Below are 14,957 nucleotides of genomic sequence, written 5' to 3' on the forward strand. Positions count from 1 at the left end.
ATGGAGCAATTTACAACCTACCGAGCCAAAGGCAAAGAAATAGGGCTTGTATTCCTGTTTAAATATGATTTAAAAGGTAATTTAAAGCTATTTGAAATTGCAGAGGGCGAACTCAACCAAAATCAAATAAAGTGGCTTTTTACGGGCTATTTGCCACAGGATGCCACATACCAAGATGTTAAAGAACTACTCTCAAAATTGCAAACCAATTTCCCTGCAGATGAAAGTATAATGCGCTCCATCTGGATGAAAGATAAAAAGTATTTGAAAGTATTTGAAATTGAAAAATCGGTTGCTAATTTATCTTTTGAGGCACTTTGGAACTTGTACGATAACAAAGTAAAAAAATTCGAGTCCGAGAAGTCATTCAAAAAGCTAAAGGAAGCCGATATAATTAAGTGTTTTTTAGCAGTACCAGGATACAACAAATACTTACAGAGAAAAGGAGTTGCAAAAGCACACCTATCAACATTTATTAACCAACGCTACTTCGAAGATGACTGGAGTAAAGCATAAAAAAAAGAATATGTCAAAACTAATTTTTAGAACCAAAAAACCAAAAAAAGGATATGTTAATCACGAATCCTTTATGACCCACGAGACTGTAAATTTTAGAGATAAATTACCTCCGAATGAAGTTCAACAAAATGCTCATAAAATTGTTTCAGAGACAATGTGGGAACTTATTAAGAAACTCAAAGAGCTAGGGTATGATGAAACAAAGGTTGGCTTTTATATTCATTATTCAGACTTATAATATGCCCAAACACACTCAAGTAATAACAATCGAAATCACTCCCGAACGATTCCTTGAGAATTGTTCGGATGATGAGTTAAAAGAATTAGATCTATTAATTCAAAGCGAAAGATACCAGTCACGAATTAGAGAGAAAGAAATCGGTTTTAAACAAATAAATAAGAAAGATGAAAATACAAATAAGCATTAAACATATTCTATGGCTTTTGGGTTTTGCTATTGGCTATTATTTATATTCAAACATTAAAATTACTGATATTCCAGTTAAAAAAAAATTGATTGAAAAGTATGTGACATCAGACCGACATGGTAAAGCAAAATATAATTATAGATGGCAGTTACAAGACGGAACAACTCAAACGGACACCGAACCTTTTGAAATGAGTAATAATTATGAAATCGGAAAGACTTACATTTTTAACGACCAAAAAATTGAATTAAAATGATACTACCATTTAGCACACAAATCAAAAAGAAACCTACATACTTTGTAGAGCGAATTCACAAAGGAATCAGAGAGGTATTAAAAACAGGAGTTCCATATAAAACAAAAGATTTTAGTTATCAATTTTATATGGATTGTGAACCAAAATTACACACCGTTCGTGAGGATTTAAAAGAGCGATGGAGACCAGGAATAAATATCGACTTTTTTATAAATGTTCGTCAAAAAAATATGCTTCGCTTTGCTCCAGTTCTGCCAGTGGTCAGCACTCAAAAAATTGAATTCATTTGGAAAGACAATACTGAAAACCTCACTTGTTTAGGCACAAGTTTTGACAAAACTTGTACGATTATGATTGACGACCGTTTTTATGGTGATGCTTACTTTTTTAATGGTTCGGTTGTCTCAAGCTCGTACACGATTCCAATTTTTGCCAACAATGATGGTTTCGACACTCCAGAGGAGATATTTGCCTATTTCAATAAAAACTTCAAAGGTAAAATCATTCATTGGACGGATTTAAAATACTAATTAAACGATGTTTAAATACTGCAAAAAATGTTTCACTATGCGTTTATTCAAAAATGGTAAATGCACAATTTGTAAAAGATGAACCAAATAATAGAAAATACCAAAGCGTTTAAAGAACTGGATTCGGTTACGCAAACAATCTACCGAAAAAAGGCTATGATGGATCGAGTTAAACGCGAGCTTGAAATTGCCAAACATATTGGAGTTGAAAGCTACAACGAAGTATATCATCCAAGACCATATTTATTAAAAGTAATCAAAGAACTTATAGCAGATGGAAGGTAAAATTTTAAAAGAAGTAACATTTGATAAATTAGATCAGATTTTTAATTTTGTTAGACACTCCTTATATCAATTCGAGGAGTTAAATGTAAGAAAAGAAGATATGCGTGTATTAATGCCTGATTCGTTTAAATACATAATGCAAAATTATTACAGGCGACCAACTTATTTTCAAACTGCAGAGGAGCAATTTCGGGAAGCAAAATTTTTCGATATTGAAGTTTATCCACACTACAAAAATGAAATTGTAGTATATTGCACCAAATTTGATTTATACGAGGGATTGGATCAACCTAAAATTTTTGAACTATGAGTGATAAAAAAAACCAGTGGAAAGATGTAATTGTATCAATAGGAGGTGTTCAAATAACTGGAATAACTGAAATCAAATACAAACATAATTACACCATAGAGCAATTAAAACAGCAATTAGATGATGCTTTAGAAGTTGAAAATTACGAGCTTTGTGCCGAACTAAAAATACAAATTGATAATTTTAATAAATAACAAAATGAAAAAACTTTTACTACTATCAACTGCAATACTATTTATTTCTTGCAGTAAAAAAGATTTAAAGCAGGAACAAATCGAAGCTAAAATTTCTGAAAATGCAATGGGTAACGATTTAAAATATGAGCCGATTGCTACAAAAGAAATATCTCAAGTAACTTATCAAGATATTTTGGATTCTTATTTTAAAGAATTAGAAATTACTCCAGAACCAATTGAGGAGGCTATAAATAGAACTAATTTTGTTATTGATAAAGCTCAACAGGAAGATGACAAGGAAACATTCAAATTGTTTAACTTTAAATTAGAGCGATTGAAATCTTATCAGTCTGTGAAAGATAAAAAAGCAATTGCATATAAAATTTTTGAACATAAATATTCAATACACCCGTTGCAAAACGACTTTAAAGCGACTGTAACTAATTATTACTTCTTTGATAATTCAGATAAACTACTCGGATATGTGGATGAAGAAAAATATAAAGAATGCAAAGACGAATATATAATGCACAGCAAGGCAGCGTATGAGTATATGCTCTTTGAGATAAAATAAAATAGTAAAACCGCTCAAAATTGAGCGGTTTTTTTATGCCTTGTGGTCACATAAAATCGACTTGCAAAGTATTAATAAAGTCAATAGTTTTGTAACATGGCAGTTAGGGACTTGACAGATAAATTATACAACGACATCAAACGTGACTTTGAGAAGTACTCAAACGTCAAAGAATTTGGTGTGCAAAAGTATTCTTTGCCGTGGGTTTTTGCCAAATTAGGAGATAAATATTATAAATCTCCAAAGACTATTGAGAACATCGTTTTCAACCGAACACAACACCCAACTAGCCAATTAGCACTTTTTGCTACGGCTCAACAATAAACCTTTCAACTTCCATATCGGCAAAAGTTCCGTTTTCGTATTCCACGAATGCGGTGTAGTCATTACTTAAACATTCGTAACTGATACGATATAAATTTCCTGCGTTTCCTGTGTCCTCTGGGTTAAAAGATACACGTTTCATACCTGTATAATTCTCTCCAGATGATGCGTGCATTATTTTATTAAGCTCGTCTATTGTATCCAAAAAACTCAATGCCGCATCCTGATTATACGAACCTTTGTAAGTATCTGTAAACGTTTCAAAGTATAGGTAAAAATCAACTTGTAAAATGACTTGTTGCACTTTTTGAGAGAGGTCTTTTAATTGATTAGATCTAAAAGACAAAAATACTGCAGGTGTTGGAAACGGATGTTCGTCTTCTAAAAATCCAACTTGATTATGCCACAAATCTACCCACTCAATAGCTGCTATTGAATTTGTGATTTTTTCGGCTAATTCTTTGTATAATGCCTTTGTCCAGTTTTGCGGTGTACTCATATTATATGTTTTTAAATCGTTGCTCTATTTCATTTTTAAACCAAGTTTCCAAATTACTCATTAAGGTTTCACTATGCCCTATAAATTGGCGTTTTGGTATCTTAATTGTGAGATGGTCTTTTTTTGAAATTGCCATCCATTTGTATCTTGAGTCGTTGGTTGCATAATACATAAACCAAAAGAACTTTCGAGCCTTTTTAGTTAGTGTTACGTTTATAGTTCCACCCTCATTATGAATTTTAGCATACGGAGAATTGGATCCAAAAAGTATGGCCGCCGAGGATCTATCCATTATCTTTAAACTATTTCGAAGGTTGGTACTTTTTACCAATAAAGCTCCTCCAGGGCGAGTGTCATTATTTCGTTTTGGCCAAGGTTCAAAACTCGAATTTGTGAAGCCTTGCTTTTGGAAACTATCAATAAAAAAGTTTAATGCAGTAACCGCAGAATAGCTCACGACATCCCTTTTGAGTTCTTTTGCGAACCCAACAAAGTCTGGCACTTCATCTTCACTCCTTTTTGCCATAGTAAAAATTTAAAGCGTTATTAATCAATGTTTAAAAAATATTTATATATTTGCAATGTGATTAAGGTCTTGGATTAAACGCCTTGGTCGTCCATCACAGAAAGGCAGTCATTTATGACTGCTTTTTTCTTTTATAATGCTTTACTGTTTTTCTGTCTGAAGAAACAATATAAACCTCCTTAATATTAGTGTGAACATTATCCAATTTTAGCACATTATCAATTTTTGCCTCTGCATTTTCGATGGTGTCTTTATTTTTAGATAAATCCACTACAACTATTTCACATCCTTGCTCATTGGCTCTACTTAAACTCTTTTTGTAGTTTGTAGATTCAGGAGCTTTGCGGTCTGCAATCTTTCCGTTAATTCTATATTCTGGGTTCGATTTACCTTTTACAACCCAACCGTCCAAGTGAGCCAATAAATCAACGTTTAACTTTTCCTTATCAGCTAGAACCACAGCAACTTTATAGTTGCCGGACAATTCGTCTGGTCTTGTATCAGTCCAAGGGCTAACATTTACTTTTGCACCACTTGGAGACTTATATCGCTTAATTAGTGGAACTTCTAACTTTGAAAGCTCGAAAGCTTTGTTGGTTTCATTTGTCCCCAACTCCTTAGCAATTTGAAAAAACGATTGACCTTTTGAAAAGATAACCCCTGTTTTGCCAACGTTTCCGATAAAGGTTTGCGGAACTGTCTTATCCTCATATTTGCCCTCGTCCGCTTTCTCCGCCGTTTGTACTGTATAGCATCGGCAGTTCCAACCATTAGGAGGGAAATAGTTATTCCAAAAATCGTCATCAATTGGCTTAATTATTCCGTGCAATGCTTGGTGTTCATCTCGAACCCTATCATCGGCAACGGTCATATATTTAAGGTTTGGAAATAGCTTTTTATCTGCTTGGTACTCCTGCCATTTTCGGGCGTGTTCTGCCGCATTTCGTGCCGTTGTATATTCCGTCTCGAGATAATTTTTATTATACCTAACATTGATTTTTTCAACCTCATTTCGGAACTCTGGAAATTGTCGCATTTGCTCTCCATCATAAAGGGCTTTGTTAATTTCGTGAAGTTCAACCATTGATTTTGCGTGAGAAAATCGGTAGATATTTTTGTGCATTTCTAATACTGCAGTATCGTTGCCGGCATCTTTTCCTAACTTTGTAAAATCAGTGCCAAAACCTTTGGAAACGCCATTAGTTAAGTCTTTATAAGTTTGATTAATTAGATCCTGGTTAATATCCTTTGAGGTTATTTTACCATCGTGTAAATCCTTTGCAATCTTATCAATAATAGCGTTATAATCGCTTAAATCAACGGCTTCAATTTGTGGTATATGATTATGGTTGCAAATGTGATAATTGCTTTCTAATCGCTCAAAAAGTGCCGTTATTTTTGCTTCAGACTTTTTTTTTTAGCCTCGGCAGATGCCAAAGGATCAACTGTAGTATTTGCCGTTTTTTGTCCCAAAATTGGAACTCCAGTTTGTTGCTCTACCCACTCGGGATCTATTTCAAATTGATTGCCTAAAATATCCACAAGCTCTGCAGTTTCTTTTGATGTTCTAATTTCGGCATTGTCCCACTCAAAGTAATGATTTGACAAAGCGGAGTAAATGGACGATAATTTTACAAGTCTTGGAAATACTTGTTTATTCATTATATTTTTTATCATCAACTTATCGCTTTCAAAACGGTCTTTTGCTAACTTGAATTGAATTTCAACCGAACCCACAAAACCTTTCTCATCGGTTAAACCTGTACCACCTAAAAAACGTTTTGATATTTCAGAGTTAGCACGTTCCACCAAAGGGTCAAATGCGCCCGATGGATTGTTGGAGCTTATCGATGGAACTTCAAACTTTTCGTTTCCACGTCCAACCATAAAGTGATTGGACTTGAAACTTTGAGCCGCTTCAAATAGTTGATTTAATCGGTTGTCGTCTTCTCGGTCTGTGGTTATGAATAAAGGCGGAACTCCGTATTTTTCAACAAAGTCAAGCCACGCACCAATACCTAATTTTTTGGCTAAAACAATTGGGGCTACTTGTGCCAACATTCCTAAATCTCTATCCTTTCCAACCTGCAGGTAATAATTAGCCATTGTTCCGTCTTTATATGGCCATCCTTTGTCTTCTCCAGGTGTTTTGGTAATGATACCTTTTTGCGGGTTGAAATAACCTAAAGGTATCTCGTTAACGTCCATTAATTCTCCTACTTCGTCAACATCGAATAACTCGATTAATGTTGCTCCTTGAAATCGAGCCATAAGAATTAAGCGAACCAACTCCTCAAACCAAGTGCGCTCAAATAATTTGGTTAACTCCTCGTTTTCTTCTCCGCTTTCACTTACAATTTTAAAGGTGGAGCGTTGACAAAATAGAATACGAGAGTCGATTACTGATGCAAGGTGATTGTCTAGTAATAGGTTTTCATATAATGTTCTCAAACTTGAGCGGTCTGGGTTCTCTGGATCAGTAGCTAATTGTATTGCAGTTTTCCACTCTGCAAGATTTTTAGACTGCATAGTAACTGATTCCATCTCTAATTGACCAGAGTAATTTTTACTTGCTTTTGATTCTGCAAACACTCTCAACTTTCGAGGGTCGGCATTTCTTAAAACATTATTCTCAAATTTTGAGTATATTTTTTTAAAAGGATTTTCCATTAGATGTAAAAGTTTGGATTAGACAAATTGCCCGAAATGGAGTTACTCACAACCGAGCCATTAGTATCAACTGCAGGCGGAACTCCGTCAAGTCGAATGATACCCGTTGCAATTTCTTTGAGCGTTTTCATTGCCTCATCAAATTGCTCTTTATAGTCATTTGGCACTTTACGAGCCGCATTTCTTCTGATAAGTTTATACAATACCAATTTTGCCAAAATCTCTTTTAAGACCTCGTTTTCAATTGGACTATCTTCGTCAAAAATGGTATTAACATCATACCTGGTCCCGAGATAAGTTTTTATAATAGCAATTTGAGTTAACTCAATTTTGTCTACTATTTCGTCATCATTTTGCGAGCTCTCGTCAATAAATCTTTCTTGAGCTTGACTTATTAAATAATCCTTATCAATGTAAATCATATACGGTCATTTTTTGGGCGCATTAGCCCTGATTTATAGTTGCTGTTTTCAGAACCTGAAAACGTTACATACTTTTCGCATTCATCGGTTACGCCTTTTTTGGCATCTGGGTAATCATCCTTTGTGTTGTATCCTGGTTCAATCCCAAAAAGTTGAGCCATTGCCACTTGATGGTCTTTTTTGTGCTTTAACTTTTCATTATAGTAAAAGCGACCATTTTGATAGTAAGGTTGAAGTTGCAACATTCTATCATATTTTGCGGCTCGAGGTCTATCTCTTTTAATGATGTTTAAACGGCAATTAAATAGCCTTTCGGCATCACGTATTGCACTCTCAACGGCATCATTCCAAAATTGGCTCTCAAACACCCAATGTACCACAACTGTATCGGGTAAGGATAGTTGGAATTGACACATATAAGCTAAAGCGGCACTCATTTTGCATTGTTGAACAAAGCAATCAATCTCCCAAAAATCTCGGTCTTTTAATCCCTGTACTACAATAGCATTATAATCGGAGCTTTGAGTTCCTGAATAAGCAACGTCCCAATAACCGAAAATGATTTTAAAAGTATTTAGTTTTGGAAGTGGCGCATATTGGATATCCTCTGCTTTGAAAATAGTACCTTCAACGTGAGGCTCATTATTAAACTCAGCTCTAGCCGCTAATGCTCCAATCTCCTTTTCCATTTGTTGGAAATAGTCGCTTGAGTATTTTTGCCACCAAGTAGGCTCAAATGTTACGGGGTCGTATGAGTTCACTTGATCAATTACCCAGTCGGGGTGTATCTCCTGTAAAATGGTTTGTACCATTTTGTGAGCAAACTTATTGTTAGAGTGAATATACCTTCTAATTCCGCCGTCCATTGTTGGTATTAAGTCCCTTTCAATCCAACGAGCCATTTTTAACTGTCTAACAGGATTTGCGTTTAAGTCTTTAGTTTCAATATCATCAGGTACAATGTGTGTAGGTCTTTTGTTTTTAACACGCAATCCCCTTACTGATTGTCCCATACCTAAAGACTGGCCAATAAATCCACCTTTTGTAATGAAAAAACCATCCTCCCAACTACCTTGATTATATTGCTCTCCAAAATCATTGATGATTTGAGGATTGGACTCAAACTCGGCTCTTATATCCTCCAATAATTGCTTCCCTCTATCTGCATTGTTTCCAACGACAACCAAATAAATTGGCTCCTCGTTAATCCACAACCAAAAAGGGATTAAAACGCAATTAACCACAGATTTTGCCGAGGCACGACCCCATTGAGCAAAACCCTTAAAAGTTTTGTTTTTCTTTACCTTGTTTGCAAAGTCAATATGGAAATCGGGAGTTTCTGCAGTAGCGTAATGCGGAAAGTATCGTTTAACCATAAAGCTAAAACTCGTTTTTGCCATTTCAATAGCCGCACGTTTTTCCTTTTCGGTTTCAAATGGATTAACATTAGAAAACGAGCGAGAGAGTTGGAGCTTCTTTTTATAGCGTTCGAGAGCGGCTTTATCTGTTTTTTTCATCTACTTTCATTATTCTTTTATCCGCAGTATGCGTTACTTTATTTTCTTGAAAATTGTAAAACAACCCAGTAATAACACTCACTCTGTAAATGTTTTCACGCAAATGTTTTTCTTTTACAATTTGACCTACTTTAAATCCCGCACCTTTCTTTAATAGGTGTGAGCCAATATTTAGGTAATATTGATTTAATGGAGCCCTACTAATCATAAGGTTCAAAATGATTCTTAATAATGTCATCCTAGTTTAATTGATATGGTTGATAAATGAGACTCCTGAAAGTCAAGCGTTTTTAAATAAACATCTTTGTCGAAATGCTCAAGGTTTTTGAATATGTCATTCATAACCTCAAGGTAAGTGGATAATGAAATTTTATTATCACTGTCCATACGCTCCAATGCTTTTGTTTGGATGGCCACTTCTTGAGAAATAGTAGCAGATTGTTGACGCAAAGCAATAACACGATCCTTATCGCCAATTGATTTGGCTTCCTTTATTTCAATATTAATCTCGAGTTGTTGGTCTGTTAACTCGCTGATTAATTCCTTGATATTTGCCGACCTTGTTTGAGCTCCGTTAAGATTAGCATCTCTAACGGCTTTCCAATTGCCTTTCTCTACCCAATCACCAATGGTTTTTTCGGAAACGTTCACAATATCCGCTATTGCTTTTGCCGTCAAACCTTGATTTGTGTAGTAATCAAATGCAATTCTTTTCTCTTTATCCTTTGCCATACTTACTATTTCTATGGTACAAAGTTGTTGCAATCGGCTGTAAAAATTGAATTGCTGTTTTAAATCAGTAACCCAAATTAACTAATTCAGTAATTGAGAGTTACTAAATAAAAACCTCTTTTTTTTTACCACTTGACAAAACCTAAACTTTGCCATCTCAAAAGGAATAAAAATCTAAAATTGAATGTCAAAACCTAGAACATTTATCGAAGCCTCTGCAAATGGAACAACTGGAACCATTAGAATAGTTGACCGCATTAGTGAGTACTCTCAAAGTTCATCATCTACTATTAAAACTATTGTTGATGAGTATTTAAAAACAGGTGTTACAGATGTAGAAGTTTACATTAATAGTGCAGGTGGTAATTGCTTTGAAGCTACAGAAATGTGCAACGATTTAAAGAGGCTATCTAAAGTTACTATTAAAATTGGCTCGGTTGCGGCTTCCGCTGCAACTTATTTTATGACACAGTTTCCTAGTGTCGCTTTTCCTAATTCGCAAATAATGATCCATCGCCCAAAGTTGGGAACTTATGGAGATATCATAACTATTAAAGCGGATTTAAAATTATTAGAAAACACCACCGATGACTACAAAACCGCTTATGCTACTAAAATGAATAAGACGGTTGAGCAAGTCGAGGAGTTTTTTGCACAGGGCGATTACTGGATGACTGCAAATGAAGCCAAAGCTCAAGGTTTATTGGATACAATTTTAGACCAAACGGAGGAGGTTACTGCCGAGAGTATAAAAATACTGGAGGCGGTTGCCGCTCCGATTATTCCCGAATTAACAAAAGAAAATCAAAAACAAAAAATGGAAAGAAAGCAATTGATTAGCCGATTAAAATTATCGGCTGATGCTAACGATGCCGATATTGAAGCGGCATTGAGTGCACTCGAGACGAAAGCGTCCAGAACGGAAGCTTTAGAGGCCAACGCAAAAACTCAAAAAGAGGCGATGGCATCTACATTGGTAGATCAGGCGATTTTAGACAAAAAAATCACGGCCGATCAAAAAGACAACTACTTAAAATTAGCCAACGCCGATTTTGAGGGAACAAAGGCAATTATTGACGCTATGCAAGGTGTTGTAAAAGTCTCTGCAGAAATTGAAGCTCCGGGTGCAACTGCATCGGGTCGTGAAAAATGGACGATGGAGGATTATCAAGAAAAAGATCCCGAAGCGTTGATGGAAATGATGGCTAAAGAACCTGAAAAATTCAAAAAGCTAGAAGCCGCTTATTTCGGTGCATAGTTTGTCCGGGCATTAGAACCTTTCACAAAAAGAAAAAAAAGTAAAACCAATATTAAGAAAAATGAAAAAAATTCAGTTAAAAGGACTTTTTAAAGTCGTGTTCTTGTTAGCCCTTTGTTTGGGCGCATCTTTAGTGGCCAACGCACTTGGTATGAATGACAATAATCATAATGTGCAAATGGCCGCAGTTACTCCAGTCGCATTACCACTATTAAACCAAACTGCAGAAAAGGAAATGATTAAAAAGTTCCGACACGATAATACGTGGCTAGGTGCATTAAAAAGTAAGCAGGGTTGGGTTGATAATGATGTTATTAAAATCCCAAAAAGAGGAGCCGCACCAACGGTATTAATTAACAACACCGTTTATCCTATTGTTTCAAATGGGCGTAATGATTCTCACGTAGTGCTTTCTTTGAACAAATACGAAACTACAAATACAACCGTAACGGCGGCAGAACTATACGCATTGCCATACGAAAAGGTTTCAGACGTTCAAGAACAACACAGAGAGGAGTTGGAAGATAAAACAGCTCAACACGCATTACACTCAATTGCTCCAAACACAAATAGTGCAAATACTCCTGTTATTGTTTGTACAGGTGCACCAGATGCAAACGGCAGACCAACAATGAGATCAAAAGATGTATCTCGAGCTAAAAAAATGTTGGATAAATTGTTAGTTCCGAAAGAAGGTAGAATCTTGGTTTTATGCCCTGATCACGTTGCCGACTTGTTAGACGAGGACAGAACATTCCAAACACAATATCACAATGCAACTGATGGGTTACTTGCAAAATCGTACTACGGATTTATGATTTATGAAAGTACCTACAACCCAACTTATAACAACGGAACTAAAGTAGCATTTGGTGCAGTTGATGGGCCACAAGTTGCATCGGTTATTATGCACAATAAAACTTGTTTCAAAGCGACAGGTTCAGTAACTCGTTATGCAAGACCTAAAGAGTTAGATCCAGAAAACAGACGCCACACAATTGGTTTCGAATTATACTTTATTGGTATTCCAATTCGTGACGAAGGTGTTGGAGCAATCATTTCATAGTCTGATTTATTTTAAAACGGCAGTCGAAGCCAATGCGGCTCGACTGCACCCTTAGGGGTTAATCTTTAAAAAAATGGATGTAATAGTAGGAACTGCAGAAAAGGAAATCGGAGTTGTTGAATCTCCAAAAGATAGCAACAAAACCAAATACGGAAAGTGGTTTGGACTTGATGGAGTTGCTTGGTGTGGAATGTTTGTAAGTTGGGTTTATGCTATAGCAGGAAAGCAACTACCAAACATAGGATTTAAAAAAGGTTTTGCAGGTTGTCAAACCGCCGTAGCCTTCTTTAAAAAGAAGGGTTGGATTACAACAAAGCCAGTACCTGGAGACATTGTTTTTTTTGATTGGAATTCGGACGGCAGATACGACCACACAGGAATTTTTGTCAAAGGAATTGATAAAAAAACATTTGAAAGTATAGAAGGTAATACTTCATTAACTAATCAAAGTAATGGTGGTCAAGTAATGAGACGAGTTAGGAACTACTCAACCGCAATATTTGTACACCCTGAATTATAACAAAATGAAAAACTCAAAAGCATACGCCATATTAAGTTGGTTTGGATTCCTTTTAATCATTCTTTGGATGACTAGTTGCTCAACTCGAAAAGTTGCAAGTTCAACGGTTAAAAAGGAGAATGACGTTGAGAACTTGAAAACTGAAAAAAAGGACTTGGAAGTAAAGGAGAACTCTAATGTTAAGGTTACAAACGATGTAACTCAAACGGAGGAGACAACCACAGAAAAGAAAACTTATTCTCCAGTTGATCCAACAAAGCCGAGTTTGTTTACAGACGATAAAGGCAATAAAAAGGAGTTGAATAATGCTTCTTATACAGAAGAAAAAACAACGTCAAAAACCAATAAAAAAGGCACGACTAAAACCGAGTTATCCCAAGCTAAAACCACAAAAGACAAAGGAGTAAAAAACAATAGTACCAGGACAAAAACTAAAGAGGCAACAAAAGGCAAAAATATTAGCCGGACTTCTTTTAGTTGGTGGTGGTTACTTCTCCTACTTATTCCAATTGGAATATATGTTTTTCGGAGGTGTCGCGATAAGATTTGGTGGGTTTAAAAGCTATTTAAAAAACGAAAAAATGAACAAAGTATATTCAAAAAAAGAACTGAAAGCGAAAGCACAAGAAGTGTTTGAGCAGTATCCTTCAGAGGATAAAGTTTTCGCTCGAGAAGATGGTAACATTTTCTTTAATGAAAACTTGGCAGAGCTTGGCAGAGGTAAACTAAAGGTTTATCCTTTCGACAGAAGCGATATCGTTAAAACGGACAAAGCCGTTGAGGATATCGATGTAGATGCGGAGATTGTAGTTGAAGCTCCTGTGGTTGAAACTCCGAAAGTTGAAACTCCAGTAGTTGACACTCCTGCGGTTGATACCCCAAAAGTTGAAACTCCAGTAGTTGACACTCCTGCGGTTGATGCTCCGAAAGTTGAAACTCCAGTAGTTGACGCTCCTGCGGTTGATACCCCAAAAGTTGAAACTCCAGTAGTTGACACTCCTGCGGTTGATACCCCAAAAGTTGAAACTCCAGTAGTTGATGCTCCGAAAGTTGAAACTCCAAAGGTTGATAAAACTTTAGGTAAAGACGGCAAAAATCCTGAAACAAGAAACTCTAATAAGAAGAAATAATGGCGGAATTAGCAGGAGTAAAAATTGAAAAACTTCAAGGAGGTTTAGGACGTAAGAACCCGAGTACGGACTCTCACGTTGCCTTAATTATTAAGGCTACAGGAAATGCCGCACTAGATGCGATTATTTCTAATGCAGGTAAAGGGTTGATATTAACCTCACTTTCTCAAGCAGAAAGTTTAGGGCTTACATTGAGTGCAAGTGCCAACGGTGCATCTCCTTTTTATGAGCATATCTCTGAATTTTTCAGACTTGCTCCCGAAGGAACGCTTTACTTATTTAACAACAAAACCGTTGCTAATCTTTTAGCTTTCATTAAAGAAAACAAAGAGATTAAAGGTTTTGGAATTGTTGACGATTTTGGTGCGGCTACTCAAGAAGATACCATTGCTCAATATCAATCAGGTATCATCAATGTATTAGCTACCGAAAACAGGTTGATTGATTTTGGTATTATTGGTTGGAACAATTTCAACGTTGCCAATGTAATTGATTTAACGGAGTTAGACGCTCCTCAAATTTCTGTTTTAGTCGTTGGATCTGGAACATCAACCTTTGCGGCCGTTGGTGCATTTTTAGGAATGTTAGCCGTTCGCAAAGTAAATGAGAATGCAGGTTCTGTGGATATTCAAAACAAGCCACTTGAAAAAAGAGGCTCATCAGACTATACATTGACTGACAAAAACAAAGGTTTATGGGTTAATCCAAAATTAACTGGAGGTGCGACAATCAGCTCGCTGACAAAGGCACAATTAACCGATTTAGAGAACAAAGGATACATTTATGCGGCATCGTATGAGGGTTATCCTGGTGCATTCTTCACGAACTCAAAAACGTGTATCAGTCAAGCATCCGACTACTGTTTTATCGAGAACAATCGAGTTTGGAATAAAGCGGCTAGAACGTTGAGAATTGCCCTTTTGCCAGAAGTAAAAGGAGTCGTAAAAAAGAACCCAACTACAGGATTTATCAAGTCCACAACCATAAGCCGTTGGACTGGTATCGGTAACAAGGCTCTGGAGCAAATGGTTACTAATGACGAAATAAGCGGTTTTGATATTTATATCAATCCTCAACAAGTAGTTAATAGTACTCAACCCGTAAAAATTAAAGCTTCAGTAGTTATGGATGGTATCGTTCACGAGTTTGAGGTTGCTTTAGGTTTAACTAATTCAATAAATTAAGATGAGTACGATTATAAATAAATTCGGTGTA

23 protein-coding genes are annotated in these 14,957 nt (G+C 35.9%); 15 read left to right on the top strand and 8 right to left on the bottom strand.

Going from position 1 to position 14,957, the window contains the following annotated elements; genetic code table 11:
- From BP92_RS0107655 to BP92_RS0107700, 9 genes are all read left to right on the top strand, one after another.
- Entirely contained in the window at window positions 1-516 is a 516-nt protein-coding gene (locus BP92_RS0107655) for a hypothetical protein (RefSeq protein ID WP_026725529.1), read from the top strand.
- A 10-nt stretch (window positions 517-526) separates the two neighbouring features.
- Entirely contained in the window at window positions 527-757 is a 231-nt protein-coding gene (locus BP92_RS0107660; protein ID WP_150111890.1) for a hypothetical protein, read from the top strand.
- Between the two features lie 167 nt (window positions 758-924).
- Window positions 925-1,203, top strand: a complete 279-nt coding sequence (locus BP92_RS0107670) for a hypothetical protein (protein ID WP_026725532.1) — start codon at window positions 925-927, stop codon at window positions 1,201-1,203.
- Window positions 1,200-1,733, top strand: coding sequence for a hypothetical protein (locus tag BP92_RS16730; protein WP_051604420.1), 534 nt, complete (start codon window positions 1,200-1,202; stop codon window positions 1,731-1,733). The genes BP92_RS0107670 and BP92_RS16730 overlap by 4 nt, the downstream gene beginning before the upstream one ends.
- A 78-nt stretch (window positions 1,734-1,811) precedes the next feature.
- Window positions 1,812-2,018, top strand: coding sequence for a hypothetical protein (locus BP92_RS0107680; protein WP_026725533.1), 207 nt, complete (start codon window positions 1,812-1,814; stop codon window positions 2,016-2,018).
- Window positions 2,008-2,328 (top strand): hypothetical protein, encoded by a 321-nt coding sequence (locus BP92_RS0107685; RefSeq protein WP_026725534.1) that lies wholly within the window; start codon window positions 2,008-2,010, stop codon window positions 2,326-2,328. Before BP92_RS0107680 ends, BP92_RS0107685 begins: the two co-directional genes overlap by 11 nt.
- On the top strand, window positions 2,325-2,522 hold the full coding sequence (locus BP92_RS0107690) for a hypothetical protein (RefSeq protein ID WP_026725535.1): 198 nt from the start codon (window positions 2,325-2,327) through the stop codon (window positions 2,520-2,522). Before BP92_RS0107685 ends, BP92_RS0107690 begins: the two co-directional genes overlap by 4 nt.
- 4 nt (window positions 2,523-2,526) lie before the next feature.
- Window positions 2,527-3,078 carry a hypothetical protein gene (locus BP92_RS0107695; RefSeq protein WP_150111891.1) on the top strand — a complete coding sequence of 184 codons (552 nt, stop codon included), beginning with the start codon at window positions 2,527-2,529 and terminating at the stop codon, window positions 3,076-3,078.
- A gap of 96 nt (window positions 3,079-3,174) precedes the next feature.
- The gene (locus BP92_RS0107700) at window positions 3,175-3,402 is read left to right on the top strand and encodes a hypothetical protein (RefSeq protein ID WP_026725537.1); all 228 of its coding nucleotides are present in this window, start codon (window positions 3,175-3,177) and stop codon (window positions 3,400-3,402) included.
- On the opposite strand, the gene BP92_RS15955 is transcribed toward BP92_RS0107700, so the two are convergent.
- From BP92_RS15955 to BP92_RS0107740, 8 genes are all read right to left on the bottom strand, one after another.
- Window positions 3,386-3,901 carry a hypothetical protein gene (locus tag BP92_RS15955; protein ID WP_035693102.1) on the bottom strand — a complete coding sequence of 172 codons (516 nt, stop codon included), beginning with the start codon at window positions 3,899-3,901 and terminating at the stop codon, window positions 3,386-3,388. The two genes, BP92_RS0107700 and BP92_RS15955, sit on opposite strands and share 17 nt — an antisense overlap.
- Before the next feature lies 1 nt (window position 3,902).
- Complete coding sequence (locus BP92_RS0107710; protein WP_026725538.1) at window positions 3,903-4,427, bottom strand: phage virion morphogenesis protein; 525 nt, start codon at window positions 4,425-4,427, stop codon at window positions 3,903-3,905.
- Between the two features lie 112 nt (window positions 4,428-4,539).
- Window positions 4,540-5,550, bottom strand: a complete 1,011-nt coding sequence (locus BP92_RS0107715; RefSeq protein WP_084329691.1) for a phage minor head protein — start codon at window positions 5,548-5,550, stop codon at window positions 4,540-4,542.
- A gap of 269 nt (window positions 5,551-5,819) precedes the next feature.
- On the bottom strand, window positions 5,820-7,097 hold the full coding sequence (locus tag BP92_RS0107720) for a phage portal protein family protein (protein WP_026725540.1): 1,278 nt from the start codon (window positions 7,095-7,097) through the stop codon (window positions 5,820-5,822).
- On the bottom strand, window positions 7,097-7,519 hold the full coding sequence (locus tag BP92_RS0107725) for a phage protein Gp36 family protein (protein WP_026725541.1): 423 nt from the start codon (window positions 7,517-7,519) through the stop codon (window positions 7,097-7,099). Before BP92_RS0107725 ends, BP92_RS0107720 begins: the two co-directional genes overlap by 1 nt.
- Entirely contained in the window at window positions 7,516-9,036 is a 1,521-nt protein-coding gene (locus BP92_RS15960; protein WP_051604421.1) for a hypothetical protein, read from the bottom strand. Before BP92_RS15960 ends, BP92_RS0107725 begins: the two co-directional genes overlap by 4 nt.
- The gene (locus tag BP92_RS0107735; RefSeq protein WP_150111892.1) at window positions 9,020-9,244 is read right to left on the bottom strand and encodes a hypothetical protein; all 225 of its coding nucleotides are present in this window, start codon (window positions 9,242-9,244) and stop codon (window positions 9,020-9,022) included. The genes BP92_RS15960 and BP92_RS0107735 overlap by 17 nt, the downstream gene beginning before the upstream one ends.
- A 26-nt stretch (window positions 9,245-9,270) precedes the next feature.
- Window positions 9,271-9,768, bottom strand: coding sequence for a DUF1804 family protein (locus BP92_RS0107740; protein WP_026725543.1), 498 nt, complete (start codon window positions 9,766-9,768; stop codon window positions 9,271-9,273).
- Between the two features lie 184 nt (window positions 9,769-9,952).
- Here BP92_RS0107740 and BP92_RS0107745 point away from each other — a divergent pair, with 184 nt between their 5' ends.
- From BP92_RS0107745 to BP92_RS15975, 6 genes are all read left to right on the top strand, one after another.
- A complete protein-coding gene (locus BP92_RS0107745; RefSeq protein ID WP_026725544.1) occupies window positions 9,953-11,026 on the top strand; it encodes an ATP-dependent Clp protease proteolytic subunit in 1,074 nt (357 codons plus the stop codon).
- A gap of 61 nt (window positions 11,027-11,087) precedes the next feature.
- Window positions 11,088-12,092: a hypothetical protein gene (locus tag BP92_RS0107750; RefSeq protein WP_026725545.1), complete on the top strand. Its 1,005-nt coding sequence runs from the start codon at window positions 11,088-11,090 to the stop codon at window positions 12,090-12,092.
- 73 nt (window positions 12,093-12,165) lie between these two features.
- Window positions 12,166-12,612: a CHAP domain-containing protein gene (locus BP92_RS15965; protein ID WP_051604422.1), complete on the top strand. Its 447-nt coding sequence runs from the start codon at window positions 12,166-12,168 to the stop codon at window positions 12,610-12,612.
- Between the two features lie 4 nt (window positions 12,613-12,616).
- Window positions 12,617-13,171 (top strand): hypothetical protein, encoded by a 555-nt coding sequence (locus BP92_RS0107760; protein WP_026725546.1) that lies wholly within the window; start codon window positions 12,617-12,619, stop codon window positions 13,169-13,171.
- Window positions 13,172-13,193: 22 nt separating this feature from the next.
- Complete coding sequence (locus BP92_RS16735; protein ID WP_051604423.1) at window positions 13,194-13,742, top strand: hypothetical protein; 549 nt, start codon at window positions 13,194-13,196, stop codon at window positions 13,740-13,742.
- Window positions 13,742-14,926, top strand: a complete 1,185-nt coding sequence (locus BP92_RS15975) for a DUF2586 family protein (protein WP_051604424.1) — start codon at window positions 13,742-13,744, stop codon at window positions 14,924-14,926. Before BP92_RS16735 ends, BP92_RS15975 begins: the two co-directional genes overlap by 1 nt.
- Window positions 14,927-14,957 lie beyond the last annotated feature (31 nt).

Source organism: Flavobacterium sasangense DSM 21067, from assembly GCF_000686885.1.
In the GTDB taxonomy this organism is placed as follows: domain Bacteria; phylum Bacteroidota; class Bacteroidia; order Flavobacteriales; family Flavobacteriaceae; genus Flavobacterium; species Flavobacterium sasangense.